This is a genomic window from Methylobacterium sp. (assembly GCF_019750675.1).
GTDB lineage: Bacteria > Pseudomonadota > Alphaproteobacteria > Rhizobiales > Beijerinckiaceae > Methylobacterium.
The window spans coordinates 1-22,154 of the sequence record NZ_JAIEOF010000266.1 but is presented as its reverse complement, the minus strand read 5'-3'; the positions used below and the strand labels follow the sequence as shown (position 1 = coordinate 22,154).

Genomic DNA, 22,154 nt, shown 5'->3' with positions numbered 1-22,154 from the left:
AGAGTTTTGAAACTTGCCGCCCCTGGCCCTTTGGATCGTTTCACGCCAGAAGGACCCTTGACGATCTGCCATAAAAGACAGGTCGCAGGAGCGAGACGTCATGAGCGCGGTATCAAGACACGGGCCCTGGGCCCTGGTGGGAGCCTTGGGGGCGGCCGCCCTCGCAGTCGTCGCAACGAGCCGCGGCGAGAACGTGAACGCGCTCTGGATCGTCGTTGCTGCGGTCTGCGTGTATCTGATCGCCTACCGCTACTACTCGCTCTTCATTTCCGAAAAGGTGATGCGGCTCGACGACAGCCGCAAGACACCGGCCCACGTCAACAACGACGGGCTCGACTACGTGCCCACCGACCGCAACGTCCTGTTCGGCCATCACTTCGCCGCCATCGCGGGCGCCGGTCCCCTGGTGGGGCCCGTGCTCGCCGCGCAGATGGGCTATCTGCCGGGCCTGCTCTGGATCCTGGCCGGCGTCGTGCTCGCCGGCGCCGTGCAGGACTTCATGGTCCTCTTTATCTCGATGCGTCGCGACGGCCGCTCGCTGGGCGAGCTGATCCGCTCCGAACTCGGCACGATCCCGGGTGTCATCGCCCTGTTCGGCACCTTCATGATCATGGTGATCCTGCTCGCCGTGCTGGCGATGATCGTCGTCAAGGCGCTGGCCGAGAGCCCGTGGGGCACCTTCACCGTCGCGGCGACGATCCCGATCGCGATGCTGATGGGCGTCTATGCCCGGTACGTCCGGCCGGGCAAGGTCGGCGAGGTCTCCATCATCGGCTTCGTGCTGCTGATGCTCGCCATCGTGTACGGCGGTGATGTCGCCGCCGATCCGTACTGGGGTCCCTTCTTCACCTACACCGGGACGCAGCTGTGCTGGCTGCTGATCGGCTACGGGTTCGTCGCCTCCATCTTGCCGGTCTGGCTCCTCCTCGCCCCGCGCGACTACCTCTCCACCTTCCTCAAGATCGGCACGATCGTCGGCCTGGCGCTGGGCATCGCCTACGTCGCCCCGCACATGAAGATGCCGGCCGTGACCAAGTTCGTCGACGGCAGCGGGCCGGTCTGGGCCGGGTCCCTGTTTCCGTTCCTGTTCATCACCATCGCGTGCGGCGCGGTCTCGGGCTTCCATGCCCTGATCTCCTCCGGCACCACGCCCAAGCTCATCAACCGTGAGTCGGATGCACGCTTCATCGGCTACGGCGGCATGCTCATGGAGAGCTTCGTGGCCGTGATGGCGCTGATCTCCGCCAGCGTGATCGAGCCGGGCATCTACTTCACCATGAACTCGCCCGCCGGCCTCGTGGGCACCACGCCCGAGAGCGCGGCCGCCGCCGTGACGAAGCTCGACCCCGCCTTCACGATCACGGCCGAGCAGATCGCCCAGACCGCCGTCGATGTCGGCGAGCATTCGATCATCTCCCGCGCCGGCGGCGCGCCGACCCTCGCGGTCGGCATGGCGCACATCATCTCCTCGGCCATCGGCGGCAAGGCGATGATGGCGTTCTGGTACCACTTCGCCATCCTGTTCGAGGCCCTGTTCATCCTGACGGCGGTGGATGCCGGGACGCGCGCCGGCCGTTTCATGCTGCAGGATCTGCTCGGCCTCGTCTCGCCACGCTTCAAGGACACCACCGCCTGGGCACCCAGCATCCTGGCCACCGCCCTCTGCGTGGGCGCGTGGGGCTTCTTCCTCTACCAGGGCGTCACCGATCCGCTGGGCGGCATCTACACCCTGTGGCCGCTGTTCGGCATCTCGAACCAGATGCTGGCCGCCGTCGCCCTGACGCTCGCCACCGTGGTGATCTTCAAGATGAAGCGTGAGCGTTACGCCTTCGTCACCATCGTCCCGACCGTATGGCTGCTGATCTGCACCCTCACGGCCGGCTGGCAGAAGATCTTCTCGGCCGACCCGAAGATCGGTTTCCTGTCGCATGCCGATCGGTTCTCGGCGGCGATCGCCGAGAACAAGGTGCTGGCGCCGGCCAAGAGCATGGCCGACATGCACAAGATCGTCTTCAACGACCGGATCGACGCGGCCCTCGCCGTGCTCTTCGTCGGGCTGGTGCTGTCGATCGCCACCTTCGGCATCATGGCCTGCGTCAAGGCCTACCGGGCCGATCGCTGGACCGCCCTCGAGAGCGGCGGCCCTGCGGCCGTTGCTGCGGAGTAAGCACCATGGCGCTGTCGTCGGCCGAATTGCGGGACCGTCTCAAGACCTTCTCGAAGTGCGTCTGCGACGGCGCCCGTCTCATGGTCGGTCAGGGCGACTACGAGGCCTACGCCGCGCATATCCGCAGGACTCACGCGGACCAGGAACCGATGACCGAGCGGGAGTTCTTCCGGAACCGGGAGAACGCCCGCTTCGGTGTCGGCAACCGCAGTGGATTTCGCTGCTGCTGAACGCAGGCACGACGGTCTTCGTTAGCCGATCCCGGACGTGATGGTGTCGGTGTGTCGCACGGATTCTTTATTCAAGGAGAAACAATCTCCCGTCATGGCTGATGCCGCGCGGCGCCCCGGCACCGCGGCGGAACGGCCTGTGCGACCGCCTGGAGGGTCTGCGACGGAGACGGCATGGGGCTCGTTCAATACGCGCTGAAGTTCCGCATCACGATCTACGTGCTCGCCGTGCTGATGATGCTCGGCGGGGCGGCGGCGGTCGTGGTGGCGCCGAAGGACGTGCTGCCGAACGTCGATATCCCGGTGGTCGTGGTGGTGTGGACCTATAACGGTCTGTCGACCTCCGAGATGGAGCGTCGCATCACCACCTATGCCGAGTTCTCGCTCTCGAACAACGTCAACAACATCGCACGGATGGAATCGACGACCCTGCAGGGCACGGCGATCCAAAAGATCTACTTCGACGGCTCGGTGAGCATCGATCTCGCCATCGCGCAGGTCGTTTCGGCGATGAACTCGATCCGCGCGACGATGCCGCCCGGCGTGCAGCCGCCCATCGTCCTGCGCTTCTCGGCCTCCTCGGTGCCGGTGATCCAGTTGGCGCTCTCCTCCGACCGCGAAAGCCTGACCAAGGTCTTCGACTACGCCCAGTACCGCATCCGCCAGCGCCTGACCCAGGTGCCGGGCTCGACCCTGCCGTCGCCCTTCGGCGGGACGCCCCGTCAGATCATGGTCGACCTCGACTTGCACGCGCTCCAGGCCCTCGGGCTCACGGCGCTGGACGTCACCAACGCCGTGACGGCCCAGAACCTGACGATCCCCTCCGGCCTCGCCAAGATCGGCGAGCAGCAATACCCGGTGCAGCTGAACGCGTCGCCCGAAGCCATCGACGCGCTGAACCAGATCCCCATCAAGGTCGTGGGCGGCCAGCCGATCCTGGTGCGCGACGTCGCCAACGTCCGCGACGGCGGCCCGCCGCAGGTCAACATCGTGCGCGCCGACGGCCTGCACTCGGTGCTGATGCGCATCTTCAAGAACGGCACCGCCTCGACCCTGGACGTGGTCAACAACGTGAAGAAGGCGCTGCCGGACATCCAGGCGGCCGCCCCGGAGGGCATGAGCCTGAAGCCGCTGTTCGATCAGTCGGTCTTCGTCTCGGCCGCCATCGAGGGGGTGATCCACGAGGCGATCATCGCGGCAGGCCTCACGGGCCTCACCATCCTGCTGTTCCTCGGGTCGTGGCGCTCCACCATCGTGGTGCTGGTCTCGATCCCGCTCTCGATCCTGACCTCGCTGGCGATCCTGGCGGCGCTCGGCGAGACCATCAACGTGATGACGCTCGGCGGCCTGGCGCTGGCGGTCGGCATCCTCGTCGACGACGCCACCGTGGCGATCGAGAACACCTACCGGCTCTTCGAGGAGGGCGAGCCCTTCCGCAAGTCGGTGGTGGAGGGCGCGGCCGGCATCGCCAAGCCCGCGCTGATCTCGACCCTGTCGATCTGCGCCGCCTTCGTCTCGGTCTTCGCCCTGACCGATACGCCGAAATACCTGTTCACCCCGCAGGCGCTCGCGGTCGTGTTCGCGATGCTGACCTCCTACGTCCTCTCGCGCACCCTGGTGCCGGTGCTGATCGACGTACTGGTCGCGCGGGAATACGACGGCAAGCACGGGGCCGGCGTCGAGCCGGCGCGCGGGCGGATCGCGCGGGCCCTCAGCTGGATCGTCGGCCCCCTGTTCCGGCTGGCGGGCTGGTTCCGGCACGGCTTCGAGGCCCGCTTCACCCGCTTCCACCGCAGCTATCTCGGTCTCCTGCACGTCGTCATCGCCCACCGGATCGTGACCCTCGTGCTCGTGGCGGCGGTGTTCGCCGCCACGGCGGGCCTCTTCGTGTTCGTGGGCCGGGACTACTTCCCGCAGGTGGCCTCCAGCCAGATGACCCTGCACCTGCGGACCCGCCCGGGCATGCGCATCGAGACGGCCGAGCAGGTCTTCGCGGAGGTCGAGAACGTCGTTCGCGAAGTGATCCCCGAGGGCGAGATCGACCAGATCCTCGACAATATCGGCCTACCGGCGAACAACTACAATTTCGCGTTCTCGGACGGCTCGTTCGTCGCCTATAACGACGGGCAGATGCTCATCAACCTCAAGGAAGGTCACGGCCCGGTCGCGGACTACACCAAGCGCTTGCGCGAGGTGCTGCGCGAGCGTTTCCCCGACGTGGTGTTCTACTTCCAGCCCTCGGACATCATCACCCAGATCCTGAATTTCGGCACGCTGGCGCAGATCGACATCCAGGTCTCGGGCCGCAACACCGCAAAGGACCTGGAGGTCGCGCAGAACATCGTCCGCCGCCTCAAGGCCGTGCGGGGCGCCGTCGACGTGCACCTGCACCAGATCGTCGGCACGCCGCAATTCTTCGTGGACGTCGACCGCCGACTCGCCTCGGAGCTCGGGCTGACTCAGCAGCAGATCGCGCAGGGGCTGAACGTCTCCCTCTCGGGTTCCTTCCAGGTGACGCCGAACTTCTGGACCGACCCGAAGACCGGCATCCCCTATCAGCTCTGGGTGCAGACCCCGGAATACCGCAACGATTCCCTGAGCGCGCTGCAGAACACGCCGCTCCTCGTCAACGGCGGCGCGGACGCGCCCGGCGTGCTGACCCTGCTGTCCAGCGTCTCGACGATGCGTCGCGAGGGATCGCAGACGGTGATCAACCACGTCAACACGCAGCCGACCTTCAACGTCTACGCCGCCGTGCAGGACAGTGACCTCGGCTCGGTGGCGAACGAGATCCGGCGGATCGTCGCCGACGAGCAGAAGGCCCTGCCGGCCCCCGACAAGATCACCGTGCGCGGCCAGATCGAGAACATGGAATCGGCGTTCTTCCGGCTCCAGGTCGGCCTCGCCATCGCCCTGGTGGCGGTCTACCTGCTGATGGCGGTGAACTTCCAGAGCTGGGGCGACCCCTTCGTGGTGCTGGCCGCCCTGCCGCTCGCCTTCTGCGGCATCGTCGCGAGCCTGTTCGTCACCGGCACGACGTTCTCGATTCCCTCGCTGTTCGGGGCGATCATGTCGGTGGGCATCGCATCCGCGAACTCGATCCTGTTGGTGACCTTCGCCAAGGAGCACCGCGAGGCGACCGGCTGCGGGGCCGTCGAGGCGGCGCTGCTGGCGGGCGAGACTCGGCTTCGGCCGGTGCTGATGACCGCGAGCGCGATGTTCCTCGGCCTGATTCCGATGGCGCTCGGCACCGGGGAGGGCGGCGAGCAGAACGCGGCGCTGGCCCGGGCGGTCATGGGCGGCATCGCGGTGGGCACGCCCGCCACGCTTCTGTTCGTGCCCTTCCTCTACACCCTGCTGCGCCGGGGCGAGGTCAAGCCGTTGGAGGATTACGCGTGAGCCGGGACGGGGAGGTGGGCGTTGTCACGGGGCAGAGGCTTCGGCAGGGAATGGGACGACCGTGACACATCCCGAGCGTGATCCGTCCGACATCCCGCCGCCGCCCGGCAAGGCGCCGTTCCTGCTGGTCGCCGTCGCGGCCCTCGGCCTCCTGGCCTGGGGCGGCTACGGCCAGATGCAGCGGCGCGCCGCCGCGACCGAGACCCAGCGCAAGGTGAACAGCTTCGTTCCGAAGCTGCGCACGGCGGCCGCCGAGCGTGCGGACCGGCCGATCGAGATCACCCTGCCGGGCCAGACCGATGCCTTCGCCAAGGCGGCCCTCTACGCCCGCGCCACGGGCTACATCGCCGAGCGCCGGGTCGACATCGGCAGCCGCGTCCGCCAGGGCGACATCCTGATGCGGATCGCCGCCCCCGACCTCGACCAGCAGCTGGCCCAGGCCGAGGCGCAGACGGGGCAACTGGAGGCCGCTCTCCTCCAGGCGAAATCCATGGTCGATCAGGCCAAGGCCAACGTGAACCTCGCCAACGTCACCAACAACCGCACCACGACGCTCGCCGGACAGGGCTGGGCCTCGAAGCAGAACGCAGACAATTCACAGGCCAGCGTTCTCAGCCAGGCCGCGACCCTCGCTTCGGCGGAGGCCGGCGTGAAGGTGGCCCAGGCCAACATCAAGGCGCAGGCCGCCACCGTCGAGCGCCTGCGGGCGTTGACGGGGTTCAAGGACATCGTCGCCCCCTTCGACGGGGTGATCACCCAGCGCGGTGTCGATGTGGGCGACCTCGTCCACGCCGACGGCACCGGCACGGCCCTCCTGTCGATGGACCGTGACGACGTCCTGCGCGTCTCCGTCAACGTGCCCCAGAACGTCGCGGTGGGGGTCAAACCGGGCGTCGATGCCACGATCAAGGTGCCGCAAATGGCCGACAGGGCCTTCTCCGGCAAGGTCGAACGTAGCTCCGTGGCGCTTCTCACTTCGTCGCGCACTCTCACCGCCCAGGTCGACGTGCCGAACAAGGACGGCGCCCTGCGCGCCGGCCTCTACGTCTACGTGAGCCTCAAGGTGCCGCGCACCGAACCGAATGTCGTGGTCCCGGCCGAGAGCCTCGTCTTCAACCAGCGTGGGACCCAGGTGGCGGTGTCGCGCGACGACGGCACGGTGGCGTGGCGCAGCGTCAAGATCCGCCGCGATCTCGGAACGACGGTCGAGCTGAGCCAAGGCCTGGAGGGCGGCGAGGAAATCGTGCTGAGCCCACCCGCCGACCTGCGCGACGGCCAGAAGATCGAGCGACAGCCGCCGCCGACGGACGACAAGCCGCTGAAATCGGCCGCGCGGTAGCCGTCCCACCCGGTTGCGCCGACCGGCTGCGGCGTGGACAAGGCGGTCCCGGCGCCCGCGTGGCCCGCAGCGGACCCCGCCATGACGGCCCAGACTCAGCCAGACCTCGGGGACGGCGCCCGCGCCGCCTCGATCGCGGCCGCCATCACCTGCGTGGCGGTGGTGGGCATCGGCCTCAGCCTCACGATCCCGCTGCTCTCCATCGAGATGGAGCGCATGGGCGCGTCGAGCACGGTGATCGGCATCAACACCGCCGTGGCCGGGCTCGCGGCCATCGTCACGGTGCCGTTCGTGCCGCGTCTGGCCGCGCGCATCGGCGTCGTGCGCCTGCTCCTCCTCGCCATCGCGGTCGGCGCCGCCTGCCTCGTGGCGTTCAAGCTCCTGCCGGGCCTCGCCTGGTGGTTCGCCCTGCGCTTCGTCTTCTCGACGAGCCTCGGGGCACTGTTCGTCCTGTCGGAATATTGGATCAACGCGGCGGCTCCGCCCGCGCGGCGCGGGCTCGTGATGGGCATCTACGCCACGGTCCTGGCGCTGGGCTTCGCGGTCGGGCCGGCGCTCCTGGCGCTCCTGGGTACCCGAGGGTTCGGACCCTACCTCGCCGGCGCGGCCCTCTTCCTCGCCGCGATGGTGCCGCTTCTCCTGGCGCGGCGGCTCTCGCCGGTGCTGGGGCCGGGTCGGACCCGCTCGTTTGCGGCCTATCTGCGCCTCGCGCCCGCCGCCACCCTCGCGGCCCTGACCTACGGCGCCGTAGAGACGGGGGGATTCGCGATCCTGCCGCTCTACGGCCTGCGGCTCGGCTACGATGCCGAGACCGCGGCGGGTCTGGTCAGCGCGTTGGCGCTGGGCAATGTCCTGTTCCAGATTCCGTTCGGCTGGCTCGCCGACCGGATGGACCGTCGCCGCGTCCTGCTGATGGCGGGCCTCGGGGGCGCCCTCGGGTCGAGCCTGATCCCCCTGGCGTCCGCCTCGTTTCCGGCGCTGCTGGTCCTGCTGTTCCTGTGGGGCGGCATCGCCGGCACCCTCTACACGGTGGGCCTCGCCCATCTCGGAGCCACGGTGCAGGGGCCGGAGCTCGCGGGTGCCAACGCGGCCTTCGTGGTGCTCTACAATGTCGGGCTGATGCTCGGGCCGCCGATCATCGGCGGAGGCATGGATCTGCTGCCGCCGCAGGGCTTCGCCTACAGCCTCTGCCTGCTCTTCCTCGCCTATGCGGGGGTCGTGGGCGTGCGCCTCGTTCAGCGGCCCCGTGCATGAGGCGCCTTGACGAATCCCGGCGATTGAGGCAATCCACCGCCGGTATTCAGCCGGCCATCGCCGGCCCTTTTGCGTTTCGCTGATGCGGAATGCCGCGATCACAGGAGCGCCGCGTCCATGGCCAAGGCCGTCACCGTTAAAGTCAAGCTGATCTCGACCGCCGATACGGGCTACTTCTACGTCACGAAGAAGAACTCCCGCACGCAGACCGAGAAGCTGTCCATGAAGAAGTACGACCCCGTCGTGCGCAAGCATGTCGACTTCAAGGAAACCAAGATCAAGTAAGTCCGGCGGCGCGCCTGCCGCGCCGCACTGGCCGTCGGGCCGCTTCTCCGGGAGGAGGGGCGGCCTTTTCGTTGTTCAGGGGTCCTCGGAACGGCCCGGCGCTCGATATGACGCCGGGTTCGGCGATGCAGGGCCGAACGCCTCCTCGCGCGGGATCACTCCATGGCTGACGATCTGGCCCATTCCTACGACGTCGACCTGTTCGTCATCGGCGGCGGCTCCGGGGGCGTGCGCGCCGCGCGGATCGCGGCCGGCCACGGCGCGCGCGTGCAGCTCGCCGAGGAGTACCGGGTCGGTGGCACCTGTGTGATCCGGGGCTGCGTGCCCAAGAAGCTGATGGTCTATGCCGGGCGCTACGCCGACGAGTTCGCGGATGCGGCGGGCTTCGGCTGGGATGTGCCCGCGCCGCGCTTCGATTGGCGCGTGCTGAAGGCGCGCCGCGACGCCGAGGTGGCCCGGTTGGAGGGGATCTACGACACCAATCTCGGCAAGGCCGGCGTCACCGTCGTGGCCGATCGCGCCGTGATCGAGGACGCCCATACGGTGCGGCTGGTCGGCCAGGACAAGCGCGTGACCGCCCGTTTCATCCTCATCGCGGTGGGCGCCGAGCCGGTCAAGGAGCCGCTGATCCCCGGCGCAGAACTCGCGATCACCTCGAACGAGGTGTTCGAGCTCGAGACCCTGCCGGAGCGGATCCTCGTGGTCGGCGGCGGCTACATCGCGGTGGAGTTCGCCGGGGTGTTCGCGCATCTGGGCGCGCGCACCACCCTGCTGCACCGGGGCGAGAAGCTTCTGCGCGGCTTCGACGAGGAGGTGCGCGACGCCCTCGACGCGGCCTACGCACACCGCATGGACCTGCGCCTCAACCGGATGGTGGAGCGCCTGGACAAGGTGGAGAACGGCATCCGCGCGACCCTCGACGACGGCACGACCCTGGAGGTCGACCAGGTTCTGACCGCCACGGGCCGGCGCCCCAAGATCGCCGGCCTCGGGCTGGAAGCCGTCGGCATCGCGGCGGATGCGCGGGGGGCGATCCCCGTCGACGCGTATTCGCAGACGAAGGTCCCGTCGATCTACGCCGTGGGCGATGTCACCGACCGTGCGGCCCTGACCCCGATCGCCATCCGCGAGGGCCATGCCTTCGCCGACACGGTGTTCGGGAACAAGCCCTGGTGCGTCGATCACGGCCTCATCCCGACCGCCGTGTTCTCGACCCCCGAGATCGGCGTCGTCGGCCACAACGAGGATGTGGCGCGCCGGCATTTCGGCGCCATCGACGTCTACCGCTCCAGCTTCCGCCCCATGAAGGCGACCCTGTCGGGGCGCGACGAGCGCGTGTTGATGAAGGTGATCGTCGACTGCGCCAGCGATCGTGTGATCGGCGTGCACGTGGTCGGGCACGATGCCGGCGAGATCATCCAGGCTGTTGGCATCGCCGTGACCATGGGCGCGACCAAAGCCGATTTCGACCGCACCATCGCGGTCCACCCGACGGCCGGGGAAGAACTCGTCACGATGCGCAGCCCCGTCGTGACGAAGCACCCGGTCGGCGTCGGTTAGGCAGGGACGTGCTCCGGGGCTGCTTCACCCCGGCGGCCACTTGAAGTCGTCGGCCCGGCCGGGCTGTGGCAGGGGGGCCGCCCCCCGCATCAGGGCGCGCTCCACCGTGCCGGACGGGTCGGTGTCGCGCGGGCGTCCGCTCACCAGCGAGCCGCCGGGCGTCACCTCGGCGCGGCCGAGGGGCACCACGGGGCCGGCGAGGGGCTTGACCGGCAGGGCCGGGATGCCCGGCGGCTCGGGCAGGCTCGGCAGCATGGCGGTGATCTGGCGGTCGATGGAAGCCGCGTCGTCGAGCTTGGGCGCCTCGCCCGGCTGGGCCGGGGGCGGCGCGGTGGCGATGGCCGGGACCGCGGCCGGCGCGGCCGATCCCGTGCCCATCAGGCGCTTCAATTCGACATCGGCGAAATGCGCCATCTTGCGCGCGCCCGCCTTGGTGAAGTGCACGCCGTCCGCCGTGCGCAGCTTCGCGTCCTGCCCCTCGAGGTCGGGGCCGGTGGCGGTGTAGCGGTTGCGGTCGTCGACGAAAGCGGGCCAGATGTCGACGTAGGTCTGCCCGGCCTTGGCCACGCGCTCGCGGATGATCTCGTTGAGGGCCGCGATGTCCTTCGACAGGGATTCGCTGCGCATCGGCGGGGCGCCGACCCAGATCAACGGCACCTTCTGGTCCGCGAAGACCTTGACGAGGGCGTCCACGCGCTCCGCGTAGACGGCGCGCCAGCGGTCGCCGAGGGGCTCCAAGGTCTGGTCGCCCTCGCGGATGGGCTGGCGGTCGTTCGCGCCGAGCATGACGAGGGCGTAGCTGGTCTTCGGGTTGGTCTTCAGGAACTCCTCGGCGGCCTTAGGCCAATCGACCACGTCCTTTCGCACGAGGCCGCTATCGGCCTTCGAGCGGTCGATGACGCCGATCTCGGCATTGTCCTCGAAGACGTTGGAGAGGCCACTGCCGAGATGGCCCGCCAGGGTGTCGCCGAACACCGCGATCCGCGTGGTCGGCTCCACCTTCGGCACGACCGGTTTCGGCTGGGCGACGACGGGGGCCGGGCGTGGGCGGCGGCGCGGCGGCCGTGCCTCCTCGCGGGAGCCGCGCGGTTCGTCCGCATACGAGCGGGGGCGGGGTGCCTGGGGGCGGGCGCTCGGCACCGGAGCGGGCTGGGCCTGCTGCGGCCGGTCCTCCCACGGCCAGTAGAACTGCCGGGGCGCTTCCTGCGGCGGCGGCGCGTAGCGACGGGCCGCCGAGCGCGCGCCATACCCGCTGTCGTCGCGATAATAGTCGCGGGCGCGGCGGCGGGGAGAATCATAATCGCCGCCCCGGGGCGCGTCGTAGGAATCACCCCATTGCGCCCGCGCCGGATCGCCCGCCGCGAACACGGCGAAGGCGCCCGCGAGGGCACACAGCGTCAGGAAACACCGGGCCGCGCGTGCTGCCGGCAAGGTCATGGAACGCCTCACGCTTCTGACCGGCGAGCCGATCGATGCCACCACCTTAGACGACGACGCGGCGCAGGTCTAAAGGTTGCCCCCGATGCGGGCCAGCAGGGCGGGCGTCGCGTAGCCGTCCGCCGGGAGTCCCTCGGCGATCTGGAACTGGCGCACGGCCTCCCGCAGCTTCGGTCCGGCCCGGCCGTCCGCCTCGCCCGCATAGAGGCCGCGTGCCGAAAGGGCCGCCTGCAGGGCCTGGAGGCCCGCCTTGTCCAGGCGCGGGGCCTTAACCGGCCACGGCGCGGCCAGCGCCGGCGCGCCGGCCAGCCTGTCGGCGAGGTGGCCGACGGCGAGCGCGTAGGAATCCGATGTGTTGTAGGCCCGCACGACCTCGAAATTGTCGGTGATGAGGAAGACCGGGCCGCCGAGCCCCCCGGGCAGGAACAGGCTGGCGTTACCAGCCCCCGGCAGCGCCTTGCCGTCTGTGCGGCGCACGCCGCGCCGGGCGAAGTCCGAGAGATCGCCGCGATACCGGCCAAGATCGAAGTCACGGGGCAGGACGACCTCGTAGCCCCAGGACAGGGCGGGGTTCCACCCCAGCGTCTTCAGGTAGGTGGCGATCGAGGCTAGGGCATCGGCCTCCGAGCCCCAGATGTCGCGGTGCCCGTCGCCGTCGAAATCCACCGCATGGGCGAGGAAGCTCGAGGGGAGGAACTGCACCTGACCCATGGCGCCGGCCCAGGAGCCCTTCATGCGCTCGGGCGTGATGTCGCCGCGCTGAAGGATCGCGAGGGCGGCCAGGAGTTCGTCGCGGAACAGGGTGCCGCGGAACCGGGCCTCCGCCAGGGTCGCCAGGGCGCGAATGGTCGAGACCGCGCCGCCGCTGGCCCCGAAATCCGATTCGACGCCCCAGATCGCCAGCACCATCCACCGCGGCACGCCGATGCGCGCCTCGATGGCCGCGAGCGTCGTCGCGAGCCGCGCAGCCTGAGCCTGCCCCCGGGCGATCCGGGCGGGTGAGACCGCGCCCACGAGGTAGTCCCAGACCGGGCGCCCGAATTCGCTCTGCCGGCGCGTGCGGGCGAGGATGTCCGGGTCGGGTTCGCTGACCCCTGAGAAGGCGGCGTCGAAGGTCGATCGCGAGATCCCGCGCGCCTCCGCATCCGGCCACAGGGCCTCGACGAACGCCCTGAAGCGCGCTTTCGCTTCGGGCGTCGGCGCGGTCGCAGTCGTCTTGGCGGATTGCGGGGCGGCTCCGGCCGGCGCCCCGAGCCCGAGCGCGCCGGCCAGGACCAGGGCCTGGACGATCCTCACGTGCGGTTGCGCCGGGTCAGGGCCTCTTCCCAGGCGAAGGCCTGCGCGACGATCGCATCGAGATCGTCGTTCTTCGGCGACCAGCCGAGGTCGCGGATGCGCTGGGCCTCGGCGATGATCTGGGCCGGGTCCCCGGGTCGGCGCGGCGACAGCCGGACCTCGAAATCCCGGCCGGAGACGCGCTTGACCACCTCGATCACCTCCAGCACCGAGTAGCCCCGGCCGTAGCCGCAATTCAGGGTCAGGCTCTCGCCGCCGGAACGCAGGTGGTTCAGGGCCACGCGATGCGCCTCGGCGAGGTCGGAAACCTGGATGTAGTCGCGCAGGCACGAGCCGTCCCGGGTGGGATAATCGGTGCCGAACACATCGAGATGCGTGCGCTGGCCGAGGGCCGCCTGGGTCGCCACCTTGATCAGGTGCGTGGCGTTCGGGGTCGACTGCCCGGTGCGGCCGCGCGGATCGGCCCCCGCCACGTTGAAGTAGCGCAGGATCACGTAGGAGAAGCCGTGCGCCTTGGCGGCGTCGGCGATCATCCACTCGCTCATCAGCTTCGAGCGGCCGTAAGGGTTGATCGGCGCAGGCAGGAGGTTCTCCGGCACCGGTACGGTCTCGGGCTCGCCGTAAACGGCGGCAGTGGAGGAGAAGATGACGTGCTTGACCCCGCAGCGCACCGCCGTCTCGATCAGCGCGCGGGTCTTCACCGTGTTGGCGAGGTAGTAATGCAGGGGATCGGCGACCGAGTCCGGCACCACGATTCGCGCGGCGAAATGCGCGATCGCGTCGATGCGATGCTGGAGGATGATCTCGGTCACGAGGGATTGGTCGGCGACGTCGCCCACGACCAGCCGGACTTCCGGCGGCAGGGCCCAGTCGAAGCCCGTCGAGAGGTCGTCGAGGACGACGATTTCCTCGTGGCCGGCATCCAGCAGAGCCAGAACCATGTGGCTGCCGATATAGCCGGCCCCGCCCGTCACCAGAACCGCCATCAGACCCGCTCCCCAATCGTACCATCGCCGATATATCGGAAAACCGGCTTCTCGGTTATGCCCGTCCGGTCAATGGCGATGCCGTCCGGGTTTAAGCGCGGCTGCATTGAAGGTTCGTCAATCCATTCCGGGTTCTTCTCACTTTCCTCGTTACCGGGTCCCGCTCGATGAAACCGATTCGCAAAGCCGTCCTGCCCGTCGCCGGCTTGGGCACACGCTTTCTCCCGGCCACCAAGGCCGTGCCGAAGGAGATGCTCACCGTCGTCGACCGGCCCGTGGTGCAGCATGTCGTCGACGAGGCCCGTGAGGCCGGCATCGAGCACTTCATCTTCGTGACCGGTCGCGGCAAGGCGGTGATCGAGGACCATTTCGACGTCGCCTTCGAGCTCGACCGAATGCTCCAGGAGCGTGGCAAGACCGCGGCCTACGAGGAACTCAAGCGTGATCTGCCGGCCGCCGGCCAGACCAGCTTCACCCGCCAGCAGGCCCCCCTCGGCCTCGGCCACGCGGTCTGGTGCGCCCGCGAGATCGTGGGCGACGAGCCCTTCGCGGTTCTGCTGCCCGACATGCTCAGCCGTGGCTGCATGCAGCAGATGCTCTCGGCCTACGAGCGCCATGGCGGAAACGTGATCGCGGTCGAGGAGGTGAAGCCCGAGGAGACCCACCAGTACGGGATCGTCGGCGTCGGCCAGACCTTCGGCCAGACCTTCGAAATCAACGGCATGGTGGAGAAGCCCAAGGCCGGCACCGCCCCCTCGAACTTCATCATCTCCGGGCGCTACATCCTCCAGCCCGAGATCTTCGATATCCTTTCGGCCGGCGAGACCGGCGCGGGCGGGGAGATCCAGCTCACCGACGCGATGATCAAGCTCGCCAAGGACCAGGCGTTCTTCGGCATGCACTACCAGGGCCGGACCTACGACACCGGTTCGAAGCTCGGATTTCTGACCGCGAACATCGCCTACGCGCTGGAGCGCAAGGACCTCGCCGATGCGCTGAAGGCCGAGATCGCCCAACTCCTCGCGGACCATTGAGGGGCGACCGAACCACCTCCCGACCGGAGCCGGGAAACGGGATGCGCTGGACGCGCAGGGGGCATGCCGGAGAAAATGTCGAACCGGTCGCACGACGCCCTTGTCTTTGGTGCGTTGCAGCTTAGATTGTGCATCGCAGGATCGCGATGGCGTCGCGGTTCGGCAGCCCTTCTTGGGCGTTTCCTCCCTAGACTTCGGGCCGCTCTTCGGAGCGGCCTTTTTTTGTCCCAAGCCCAGGCCGAGGCTGCCGGGGATGGGGAGGGCGGGGCATGGTACACGCGACGACGGCCGCCAGCGCGGCACGGCTCTGGCCGCCGTTGGCCCGCTTCGTCGCGGCGGAGGCGCGCGTCGGGGACTGGGCGCAGGCACGGGGGCCCTGGGTCGCCGGGGGCTACGAGTTTCTGCGCTTCGGGATCAAGCAGGGCTGGGCTTGTCTCTTCGGCGGCCTGCTCTGCGCGGCCCTGATCGCCAGCTACCTGTTCTATCCGCCCGACGCGGCCCTGAGCCGCTACGACGCGCTCACCCTGGCGGCCATCGCCATCCAGGCAGGCCTGCTGCTCACGCGGATGGAGACCTGGGAGGAGGCGAAGATCATCGCCCTCTATCACGTCGTCGGCACGGTAATGGAGGTGTTCAAGACCAGCGTGGGGTCGTGGATCTATCCGGAGGCGAGCCTCCTGCGGATCGCGGGCGTGCCCCTCTTCACGGGCTTCATGTATGCCAGCGTCGGGTCATACATCGCGCGCGTCTGGCGCCTGTTCGATTTCCGGTTCGCGCACCATCCGCGCCTGCGTTCCACGCTGCCGCTGGCCGGGGCGATCTACCTGAACTTTTTCAGCCACCACGCGGTCTGGGACATGCGGTTCGCGCTGTTCGCCGCGACCGCGCTGCTGTTCGGCCGGACCTGGGTGTACTTCAAGGTCTGGCGGGTCCACCGCCGCATGCCGCTGCTGCTGGGCTTCGGGCTCGTGGCCGTGTTCATCTGGATCGCCGAGAACATCGGCACCTACACCCGGGTCTGGCTCTATCCGGCCCAGGTGGCTGGCTGGGCCCCGGTGCCATGGCAGAAATTCGGGTCGTGGTTCCTGCTGATGATCGTCTCATACGTGCTGGTGACGCTCGTGAGCCGGCCGCGGAAGTTTCGGCGGTCGGCTCGCGAAGCGTGCGGCGCCGAGACGGCGCCGACCTGCGGGCTTCAGTTCAGGTAGGTCCGGATCCAGTTCGGGGACAGGACCTCGCCGTCCTCGGTGATGATCCAGGGCTGCTTGGCCGGGTCCGAGAGGGCGCCGGCCGCGGCCTCGATGGCCTCGCGCAGGGTGCGGTAGCGCGCGGGCTGGGCCAGGGGCGCCGGAACCGGAGCGGTACGCCAGATCGTCAGATCGGCGGGACGTTCCAGGGCTTGGGTTTCCATGAGTCTCATTCCTTCAATCGTGGGCGTGGGGTCCCGCGATGCCGTCGTTCGGCCCAAGACCTGTAGGACCTCGAACCTGAACGTTTGCTGCAGGGCACCATACGGGGGAAAAGGAAGCATCACTAAGGCAACTTTGCGGTCGTTTCAGGCATGTCCGAAATGATCGTCCGCACCTGATCCATCCTCGTCTCTCGCACGCACCAGCATTGCTGATGAGCGCGCAGAATATGGCTGCTTTTGGACGGCTCCCCCTGAGAGTTTGACGTATAGGCGCTGGTGCGACGCGCCGGTTTTATCTTTGGCCAACGCGGGTTTCGGTGTGCTGACGCACCCTCGACCCCGCGACGGGATCGGTCCAGTTGAAGGGCATTGCGTCACCGACCAGTTAATGCGCACGCGGTGCGATACGGTTTTCGCCGCATGGTGAAGGGGATGTCACATGTCCGACCGGTACCCGGCCGCTCGGTCGCCGGATCGCTTCCTGAGGTGGGCGGCCGGCGCGGCGCTGGTCCTGCTCGCCCTCTACGTGGCGCAGCCCTACGTCAACGGCTTCCTCTATGCCGCGCAGACCCCGCGCGCCGTAACCGCGCGGGGCGACCTCGCCCCCGCCGAGACCGCGACGGTGGATCTCTTCGCCCGGGCGAGCCCCTCGGTGGTGCATGTCTTCGCGCAGGCCGCCGCGCAGGGGCGGGCCCTGATGGGCGTCGAAGGCGAGGGCGCCGAGCAGGGCAACGGCTCGCAGACCGGCACGGGCTTCATCTGGGACGCGGCCGGGCACGTGGTGACCAACAACCACGTAGTCGCGGCGGCCGCGCAGAGCGGCGGCTCCATCGCGGTGCGCCTTTCCTCCGGCGAGGTCGTCTCCGCCAGCGTCGTGGGCACCGCGCCGAGCTACGACCTCGCGGTCCTGCGCCTCGGGCGCACTGGCGCGGCCCTGAGGCCCCTCGCCATCGGCACCTCCGCCGACCTCAAGGTGGGGCAATCCACCTACGCCATCGGCAATCCGTTCGGCCTCGACCACACCCTGACCACGGGCGTGATCAGCGCCCTGCAGCGCCGCCTGCCCACGGGGGAGGGGCGCGAGCTCTCGGGCGTCATCCAGACCGACGCGGCGATCAACCCCGGCAATTCCGGCGGCCCCCTGCTGGATTCCGCCGGGCGCCTGATCGGCGTGAACACCGCGATCTACTCGCCCTCCGGCACCAGCGCGGGCATCGGCTTCGCGATTCCCGTCGACGTGGTGAACCGGGTGGTGCCGGAACTCATCCGGAACGGGCGCACCCGCAATCCCGGGATCGGTATCATCGCCGGACAGGAAGCGACCGCCGCACGCCTCGGCATCGACGGCGTCGTGATCCTGCGCGTCCTGCGGGGCTCGCCGGCCGCCGCCGCCGGCCTGCGCGGGGTCGATCCGCAGACCGGCGAGATCGGCGACATCATCGTGGGCGCCGGGGACCGGCCCGTCCACCGCCTCGCCGACCTCACCGCGGCGATGGAGGCGGCCGGCCTCGGCACCCCGGTGGACCTGATGGTGGAGCGCGACGGCCGAACCCGCCGGGTCCGGGTCACGACCACCGACGTCGCGGAGACGCGCCTCTGAACCCGGCAGCCTCGTCAGAGGCGGTCGCGATCGCTAAGGCTCGGGACCAATCTTCGAAAGCACCGCATGGTCTCCCAGCGTCACGTCCTCCTCGCCCTCCTGTGTCTCGGCGCCCTCGTCCCCGGCGCGGCCGGGGCCGGCGAGCGCCCGGTGCCGCCGCGCCTCTGTCCCGAGGACGCGCCGGAGGGGGTACGCCTGCCGCCACGGCCTGATTGCGGCACCGGAACGCGGCGCCCGGCCGCGCCGTCACGGGGCGTTCACGATCTCGGCGGGGTGCAGCTGCGCATCGGCGGACGCGTGAGCGCCGAGTACGGCGCCGGCCGATGACGATCCTCGCGGGCGGCCTCGCCCTGCTCATCCTGTGGTGGTTCGGCCGGGACGCCCTGCGCCGCTATCCCTCGCTCAGCACACGCCTGATCCGGAAGGTCGGGGGTTACGTCGCCCTCGCGGCGGCGGCCCTCTTCCTCGTGCGGGGTCGGATCGAATTCGCGATCCTGCTTGGAGCCGGCGCGATCTGGCTGCTGGAGGGCTTCACCGGCCTGCGGCGGCGCGGCCAGGCCCTTGCGGCGCGCTACGATCCGCGCCGGCTCTCCGGAGCCACCATCCGCTTCGACGCGGACGGGGAGGGGGTGGCACTCGCCGGCCCCTACGCGGGCCAGTCCCTGGGGGCGATTCCCCTGTCCGGCCTCCTCGCCCTGTTCGGGCGCAACCCCGAAACGTCCCGCCGGCTAGAGGCGTATCTGGACCGCCGGCACCCCGGCTGGCGTATAGACGCTCAGGCTGATGCCGACCCGCGGCCGCGCCGCCCGCCGGACCCAGGGGCGATGACGGAGCAGGAGGCCTATCAGATCCTGGGGCTTGAGCGCGGGGCGTCCCTGGAGCAGATCCGGGTGGCCCACCGGTCGTTGATGAAGCGCCTGCATCCCGACCAGGGAGGCACGGCCGAGCAGGCGGCCCGCGTCAACGCGGCCCGTGACAGGCTTAACAACCGACATCGCTGATACTCCACGCGCGTTGTCAGACAGGGTTCAGGCGGCTCGGTGGCCCTCCCGGCGAAACGCACCGGGCGCGGGCGAAGCATCGTCGGCCCCCTCGGGGGCCGCATCACCCGCGTTCGCGGGGGCTCAACTCCGGGTGGCGAAGCAGCTGAAGCCACTGCGCTTCAGAGCGTTGCAGGCATCCTGCGCCGTGTCCTGCTCGGCGAAGCCCGAGAAGCGGGCCCGGAACAGGGTGGCGCCGCCGTGCTCGACCTTCACCGTGTAGGGCGCGGCCTTTGCGAGGGCGCCGCCGGCCCGGTTACGGGCCTCGGCCAGCATCGACTTGGCCTTGTCCTCGTCGTCCATGGCGCCGAGCTGGATCACCCAGGCGGTGGGCGTGATCCGGGCGCCCGAGACGGGCTTGGGCGCCTCGGCGCGGGGTCCGTCGGCGGAGGCGAGGCGCGCATCGGTCTTGGCGCCGGGGAAGGGGGCCTGCCCGCCGGTCGCCGCGTAGGCCTGAGCGGAGCCCGGGAGCGTCCCCGAGCGGAATTTCATGCCGGCGCTGCCGGGGGTCGTCGTCGCGGTGCGGGACGGGGTGATGTCGAGGGGCTGGCCGCCACGGATCGTCGAGGCCGTGGTCTCGACGTCCTCGTCGTCCGCCGAGGCGACCTGGGTGCGGGTGCGGGACGCGCCATCGGCCACGACCGCCGGACGGGCGCGCTCGGCGACCTCTGTCGTCGCCGGGGTCTGGCGGGCACCCGCATAGGCCCGCGGCAGGGACTGGCGTACGAGATCGGCCATGATCCGGTCACGGCTGGCGCCGGACTTGCCGCCCAGCACGATCGCGACGATCTGACGGTCGTCGAGGCGGGCCGCCGTCATCAGGTTGAAGCCGGAATCACGGGTGTAGCCCGTCTTGATTCCGTCGACGCCCTGGACGTTGCCGAGGAGGCGGTTGTGGTTGCCGATGACGCGGCCCCGGAAAGCGAAGGAGCGCGTCTGGAAATAGCGGTAGTAGCGCGGGAAGCGGTCCTGGATCGCTCGGGCCAGAACGGTGAGGTCGCGCGCCGTGGTGATCTGGTCGGCGTCCGGCAGGCCGGAGGCGTTGGCGTAGTTGGTCCGCGACATGCCCAGGGCCTTGGCCTTCTGGGTCATCATCTCGGCGAAGCGCGGCTCGGACCCGGCGATGTTCTCGCCGATGGCGCAGGCCACGTCGTTGGCGGACTTCGTCACGATGGCCTTGATCGCGTCCTCGACCGCGATGGTGGAGCCGGGACGCAGGCCGAGCTTGGAGGGCGCCTGCGAGGCGGCGAAGGACGAGATGGTGAGGGGCGATTCGAGGGTAAAGCGGCCTCGCTCCAGCTGCTCGAACAGCATGTAGAGGGTCATCACCTTGGTGATGGAGGCGGGGTGGCGCAGCGAATCCTCGTTGATCGCGTGCAGCGTCTTGCCCGTCTTCACGTCGACCACCATGGCCGCGTAGGGGGGATTGTAGCCGCCGCCCCCGCCGCCGCGATGGTGGTGACCGCGCCGCGCCTCGGCCGGGGAGGCCAGGGCCGTAAGGACCGCTGCCGCCGCGATGGCGGCCGACAACGCAGGCACCCGGCCGACGCGGGGAGTAGGGCTACGCATCACGACTCACTGCCTCGACATGCGCGGCCCGACACGGCCGGCTTGCACTGCAACATCTGGGCGGGAGGGGCCGCGTCGCCGCCGTGCCCCCGCAACATCTGTCAATCAGGCTAGGTCGACGCAGTTACGGCCGGGTTAATGGCTGGCCGGCAATTTATCGCGATTCGGCCCGATGGTGCATCGCAATATATATCTTGACGTTTCGTGTTGCATCGCACACTTAGGTGGAACGAGCCGGATGTGGCTCCGCGGGACCCTGCCCGATCGACAGGGATGCCCCGAAGAGGGCGCAGAGGAGCACCCGATGACCCAGATGTTCGAGAAGGCCGCCGAGATCAACAAGACCGGCATCGCCAAGCTGATGAAAACCGTCTCCACGGTCTCGAAGACCAACCAGACCGCCGGGATCGAGTGGGCGGACTTCGCCAAGGAATCCTACGCCGCGGGCAGCGAAACCATGAAGAAGCTGGCCGGCGCGCGCACGCTGCAGGCCGCCATGGAGATCCAGGGCGCCTACCTGAAGGCCTCCTACGAGCGCCTGCAGAGCCAGGCGAAGGTGATGAGCGAGCTGTACCAGGGCCTCGCCAAGGAAGTCGGCGCTCCGGTGGCCGGCGAAGGCGCGACCTTCGACCCGAAGGCCTTCTTCGATCCCAAGGCGTTCTTCGACACCAAGGCCTTCTTCGATCCGAAGTCGTTCTTCGACGCCAAGAACTTCCCGAAGTTCCCGGCCGTGATCGCGCCGAAGCTGGCAGCCTGATCGGGCGGAGGGTGCGGGCCTCCCGCCCGCCCCTCCACCCCTGACGACGAGACCCTGAGCCGGCCCCGCGCGAGACATCGCGCGGGGCCGCTCGCGTTTTCGGGACCGTGCCGGTCCGGAGGAATCGGACAAGTCCGCGCAGCCGACTGGCGAAGCGGCCGATCGCTCTATAGATTGCTGACGATGCGAGCGCGCCTCGCCGGCGCGACCCGCGGACCAGCAGCTTCACGAGCAGCATGCCGCACCATGGGGTCGATGCGATTCAGATGACCGACGTCCTGCTACGGGGCAGCGAATCAGCGCGCGCGGACGGCCCCGAAACTCCCCGCCCGAACCGCCACGCGTCGCCCGCGCGCTCGGCCGATGACCCCCGCGAACCGGGGGGCAACGACGATGACCGCTCGGGCACGGCGATCATCACCCGCACCAAGCCGAAGACCAAGCGACCGAGCCTCTACAGGGTTCTCTTGCTGAACGACGACTACACGCCGATGGAATTCGTCGTTCACGTCGTCGAGAAATTCTTCAACAAGTCGCAGGAAGACGCCTACCAGATCATGATGCACGTGCACCACAACGGTGTCGGCGAATGCGGAATCTTCACCTACGAAGTCGCTGAGACCAAGGTGACGCAGGTCATGGACTTCGCGCGCAAACACCAACATCCTCTCCAGTGCGTTATGGAAAAGAAATAGGCATCCCACACAGAGGCCACGCTTTGCCCAGCTTCTCTCGCAGCCTAGAACAAGCTCTCCACCGCGCCCTGGCGCTCGCCGGCGAGCGCCGGCAC

At 69.1% G+C, this 22,154-nt stretch carries 19 protein-coding genes; 14 read left to right on the top strand and 5 right to left on the bottom strand.

Annotation, left to right across the window (positions count from 1 at the left end; translation table 11 throughout):
- Positions 1-100 precede the first annotated feature (100 nt).
- From K2X24_RS13845 to gor, 7 genes are all read left to right on the top strand, one after another.
- Positions 101-2,167 (top strand): carbon starvation CstA family protein, encoded by a 2,067-nt coding sequence (locus tag K2X24_RS13845; RefSeq protein ID WP_292498969.1) that lies wholly within the window; start codon positions 101-103, stop codon positions 2,165-2,167.
- 5 nt (positions 2,168-2,172) lie between these two features.
- Positions 2,173-2,397: a YbdD/YjiX family protein gene (locus K2X24_RS13840; RefSeq protein WP_292498968.1), complete on the top strand. Its 225-nt coding sequence runs from the start codon at positions 2,173-2,175 to the stop codon at positions 2,395-2,397.
- Between the two features lie 174 nt (positions 2,398-2,571).
- On the top strand, positions 2,572-5,796 hold the full coding sequence (locus K2X24_RS13835) for an efflux RND transporter permease subunit (RefSeq protein ID WP_292498967.1): 3,225 nt from the start codon (positions 2,572-2,574) through the stop codon (positions 5,794-5,796).
- A gap of 61 nt (positions 5,797-5,857) precedes the next feature.
- A complete protein-coding gene (locus K2X24_RS13830) occupies positions 5,858-7,135 on the top strand; it encodes an efflux RND transporter periplasmic adaptor subunit (RefSeq protein WP_292498966.1) in 1,278 nt (425 codons plus the stop codon).
- A gap of 81 nt (positions 7,136-7,216) precedes the next feature.
- Positions 7,217-8,389 (top strand): MFS transporter, encoded by a 1,173-nt coding sequence (locus K2X24_RS13825; RefSeq protein ID WP_292498965.1) that lies wholly within the window; start codon positions 7,217-7,219, stop codon positions 8,387-8,389.
- Between the two features lie 117 nt (positions 8,390-8,506).
- Positions 8,507-8,674, top strand: a complete 168-nt coding sequence (gene rpmG / locus K2X24_RS13820) for a 50S ribosomal protein L33 (protein WP_018044575.1) — start codon at positions 8,507-8,509, stop codon at positions 8,672-8,674.
- 162 nt (positions 8,675-8,836) lie between these two features.
- Positions 8,837-10,234, top strand: coding sequence for a glutathione-disulfide reductase (gene gor, locus K2X24_RS13815; RefSeq protein WP_292498964.1), 1,398 nt, complete (start codon positions 8,837-8,839; stop codon positions 10,232-10,234).
- Between the two features lie 24 nt (positions 10,235-10,258).
- Here the strand turns inward: gor and K2X24_RS13810 are convergent, their stop codons facing one another.
- The 3 genes from K2X24_RS13810 to galE all read right to left on the bottom strand — a co-directional run bounded on the left by K2X24_RS13810 (position 10,259) and on the right by galE (position 13,953).
- A complete protein-coding gene (locus K2X24_RS13810) occupies positions 10,259-11,671 on the bottom strand; it encodes an SGNH family hydrolase (protein ID WP_292498963.1) in 1,413 nt (470 codons plus the stop codon).
- A gap of 69 nt (positions 11,672-11,740) precedes the next feature.
- Positions 11,741-12,967, bottom strand: coding sequence for a lytic murein transglycosylase (locus K2X24_RS13805; RefSeq protein WP_292498962.1), 1,227 nt, complete (start codon positions 12,965-12,967; stop codon positions 11,741-11,743).
- Positions 12,964-13,953 (bottom strand): UDP-glucose 4-epimerase GalE, encoded by a 990-nt coding sequence (gene galE, locus K2X24_RS13800; RefSeq protein ID WP_292498961.1) that lies wholly within the window; start codon positions 13,951-13,953, stop codon positions 12,964-12,966. The genes K2X24_RS13805 and galE overlap by 4 nt, the downstream gene beginning before the upstream one ends.
- A 167-nt stretch (positions 13,954-14,120) precedes the next feature.
- Here galE and galU point away from each other — a divergent pair, with 167 nt between their 5' ends.
- Positions 14,121-14,987 (top strand): UTP--glucose-1-phosphate uridylyltransferase GalU, encoded by an 867-nt coding sequence (gene galU / locus K2X24_RS13795; RefSeq protein ID WP_238275644.1) that lies wholly within the window; start codon positions 14,121-14,123, stop codon positions 14,985-14,987.
- 269 nt (positions 14,988-15,256) lie between these two features.
- Positions 15,257-16,195, top strand: coding sequence for a DUF817 domain-containing protein (locus K2X24_RS13790; RefSeq protein ID WP_292498960.1), 939 nt, complete (start codon positions 15,257-15,259; stop codon positions 16,193-16,195).
- Here K2X24_RS13790 and K2X24_RS13785 read toward each other — a convergent pair.
- The gene (locus K2X24_RS13785; RefSeq protein ID WP_055953370.1) at positions 16,183-16,398 is read right to left on the bottom strand and encodes a hypothetical protein; all 216 of its coding nucleotides are present in this window, start codon (positions 16,396-16,398) and stop codon (positions 16,183-16,185) included. The two genes, K2X24_RS13790 and K2X24_RS13785, sit on opposite strands and share 13 nt — an antisense overlap.
- Before the next feature lie 439 nt (positions 16,399-16,837).
- On the opposite strand from K2X24_RS13785, the gene K2X24_RS13780 reads away from it, so the two are divergent.
- From K2X24_RS13780 to K2X24_RS13770, 3 genes are all read left to right on the top strand, one after another.
- On the top strand, positions 16,838-17,998 hold the full coding sequence (locus K2X24_RS13780) for a trypsin-like peptidase domain-containing protein (RefSeq protein WP_292498959.1): 1,161 nt from the start codon (positions 16,838-16,840) through the stop codon (positions 17,996-17,998).
- 66 nt (positions 17,999-18,064) lie between these two features.
- A complete protein-coding gene (locus K2X24_RS13775; RefSeq protein WP_292498958.1) occupies positions 18,065-18,325 on the top strand; it encodes a hypothetical protein in 261 nt (86 codons plus the stop codon).
- On the top strand, positions 18,322-18,999 hold the full coding sequence (locus K2X24_RS13770) for a DnaJ domain-containing protein (RefSeq protein WP_292498957.1): 678 nt from the start codon (positions 18,322-18,324) through the stop codon (positions 18,997-18,999). Before K2X24_RS13775 ends, K2X24_RS13770 begins: the two co-directional genes overlap by 4 nt.
- Positions 19,000-19,122: 123 nt before the next feature.
- On the opposite strand, the gene K2X24_RS13765 is transcribed toward K2X24_RS13770, so the two are convergent.
- Complete coding sequence (locus K2X24_RS13765; protein WP_292498956.1) at positions 19,123-20,607, bottom strand: SPOR domain-containing protein; 1,485 nt, start codon at positions 20,605-20,607, stop codon at positions 19,123-19,125.
- A gap of 304 nt (positions 20,608-20,911) precedes the next feature.
- Between K2X24_RS13765 and K2X24_RS13760 the strand changes: the two genes are divergently transcribed.
- Positions 20,912-21,364: a phasin family protein gene (locus K2X24_RS13760; protein ID WP_292498955.1), complete on the top strand. Its 453-nt coding sequence runs from the start codon at positions 20,912-20,914 to the stop codon at positions 21,362-21,364.
- A gap of 266 nt (positions 21,365-21,630) precedes the next feature.
- Positions 21,631-22,059, top strand: coding sequence for an ATP-dependent Clp protease adapter ClpS (clpS, locus tag K2X24_RS13755; RefSeq protein WP_292498954.1), 429 nt, complete (start codon positions 21,631-21,633; stop codon positions 22,057-22,059).
- Positions 22,060-22,154 lie beyond the last annotated feature (95 nt).

Bases quoted from the DNA above. Each gene is read 5' to 3' on its own strand.
- K2X24_RS13845 (WP_292498969.1), top strand. From the start codon at position 101: ATGAGCGCGGTATCAAGACACGGGCCCTGGGCCCTGGTGGGAGCCTTG.
- K2X24_RS13840 (WP_292498968.1), top strand. From the start codon at position 2,173: ATGGCGCTGTCGTCGGCCGAATTGCGGGACCGTCTCAAGACCTTCTCG.
- K2X24_RS13835 (WP_292498967.1), top strand. From the start codon at position 2,572: ATGGGGCTCGTTCAATACGCGCTGAAGTTCCGCATCACGATCTACGTG.
- K2X24_RS13825 (WP_292498965.1), top strand. From the start codon at position 7,217: ATGACGGCCCAGACTCAGCCAGACCTCGGGGACGGCGCCCGCGCCGCC.
- rpmG (WP_018044575.1), top strand. From the start codon at position 8,507: ATGGCCAAGGCCGTCACCGTTAAAGTCAAGCTGATCTCGACCGCCGAT.
- gor (WP_292498964.1), top strand. From the start codon at position 8,837: ATGGCTGACGATCTGGCCCATTCCTACGACGTCGACCTGTTCGTCATC.
- K2X24_RS13810 (WP_292498963.1), bottom strand. From the start codon at position 11,671: ATGACCTTGCCGGCAGCACGCGCGGCCCGGTGTTTCCTGACGCTGTGT.
- galE (WP_292498961.1), bottom strand. From the start codon at position 13,953: ATGGCGGTTCTGGTGACGGGCGGGGCCGGCTATATCGGCAGCCACATG.
- galU (WP_238275644.1), top strand. From the start codon at position 14,121: ATGAAACCGATTCGCAAAGCCGTCCTGCCCGTCGCCGGCTTGGGCACA.
- K2X24_RS13790 (WP_292498960.1), top strand. From the start codon at position 15,257: ATGGTACACGCGACGACGGCCGCCAGCGCGGCACGGCTCTGGCCGCCG.
- K2X24_RS13785 (WP_055953370.1), bottom strand. From the start codon at position 16,398: ATGGAAACCCAAGCCCTGGAACGTCCCGCCGATCTGACGATCTGGCGT.
- K2X24_RS13780 (WP_292498959.1), top strand. From the start codon at position 16,838: ATGTCCGACCGGTACCCGGCCGCTCGGTCGCCGGATCGCTTCCTGAGG.
- K2X24_RS13775 (WP_292498958.1), top strand. From the start codon at position 18,065: ATGGTCTCCCAGCGTCACGTCCTCCTCGCCCTCCTGTGTCTCGGCGCC.
- K2X24_RS13770 (WP_292498957.1), top strand. From the start codon at position 18,322: ATGACGATCCTCGCGGGCGGCCTCGCCCTGCTCATCCTGTGGTGGTTC.
- K2X24_RS13765 (WP_292498956.1), bottom strand. From the start codon at position 20,607: ATGCGTAGCCCTACTCCCCGCGTCGGCCGGGTGCCTGCGTTGTCGGCC.
- K2X24_RS13760 (WP_292498955.1), top strand. From the start codon at position 20,912: ATGACCCAGATGTTCGAGAAGGCCGCCGAGATCAACAAGACCGGCATC.
- clpS (WP_292498954.1), top strand. From the start codon at position 21,631: ATGACCGACGTCCTGCTACGGGGCAGCGAATCAGCGCGCGCGGACGGC.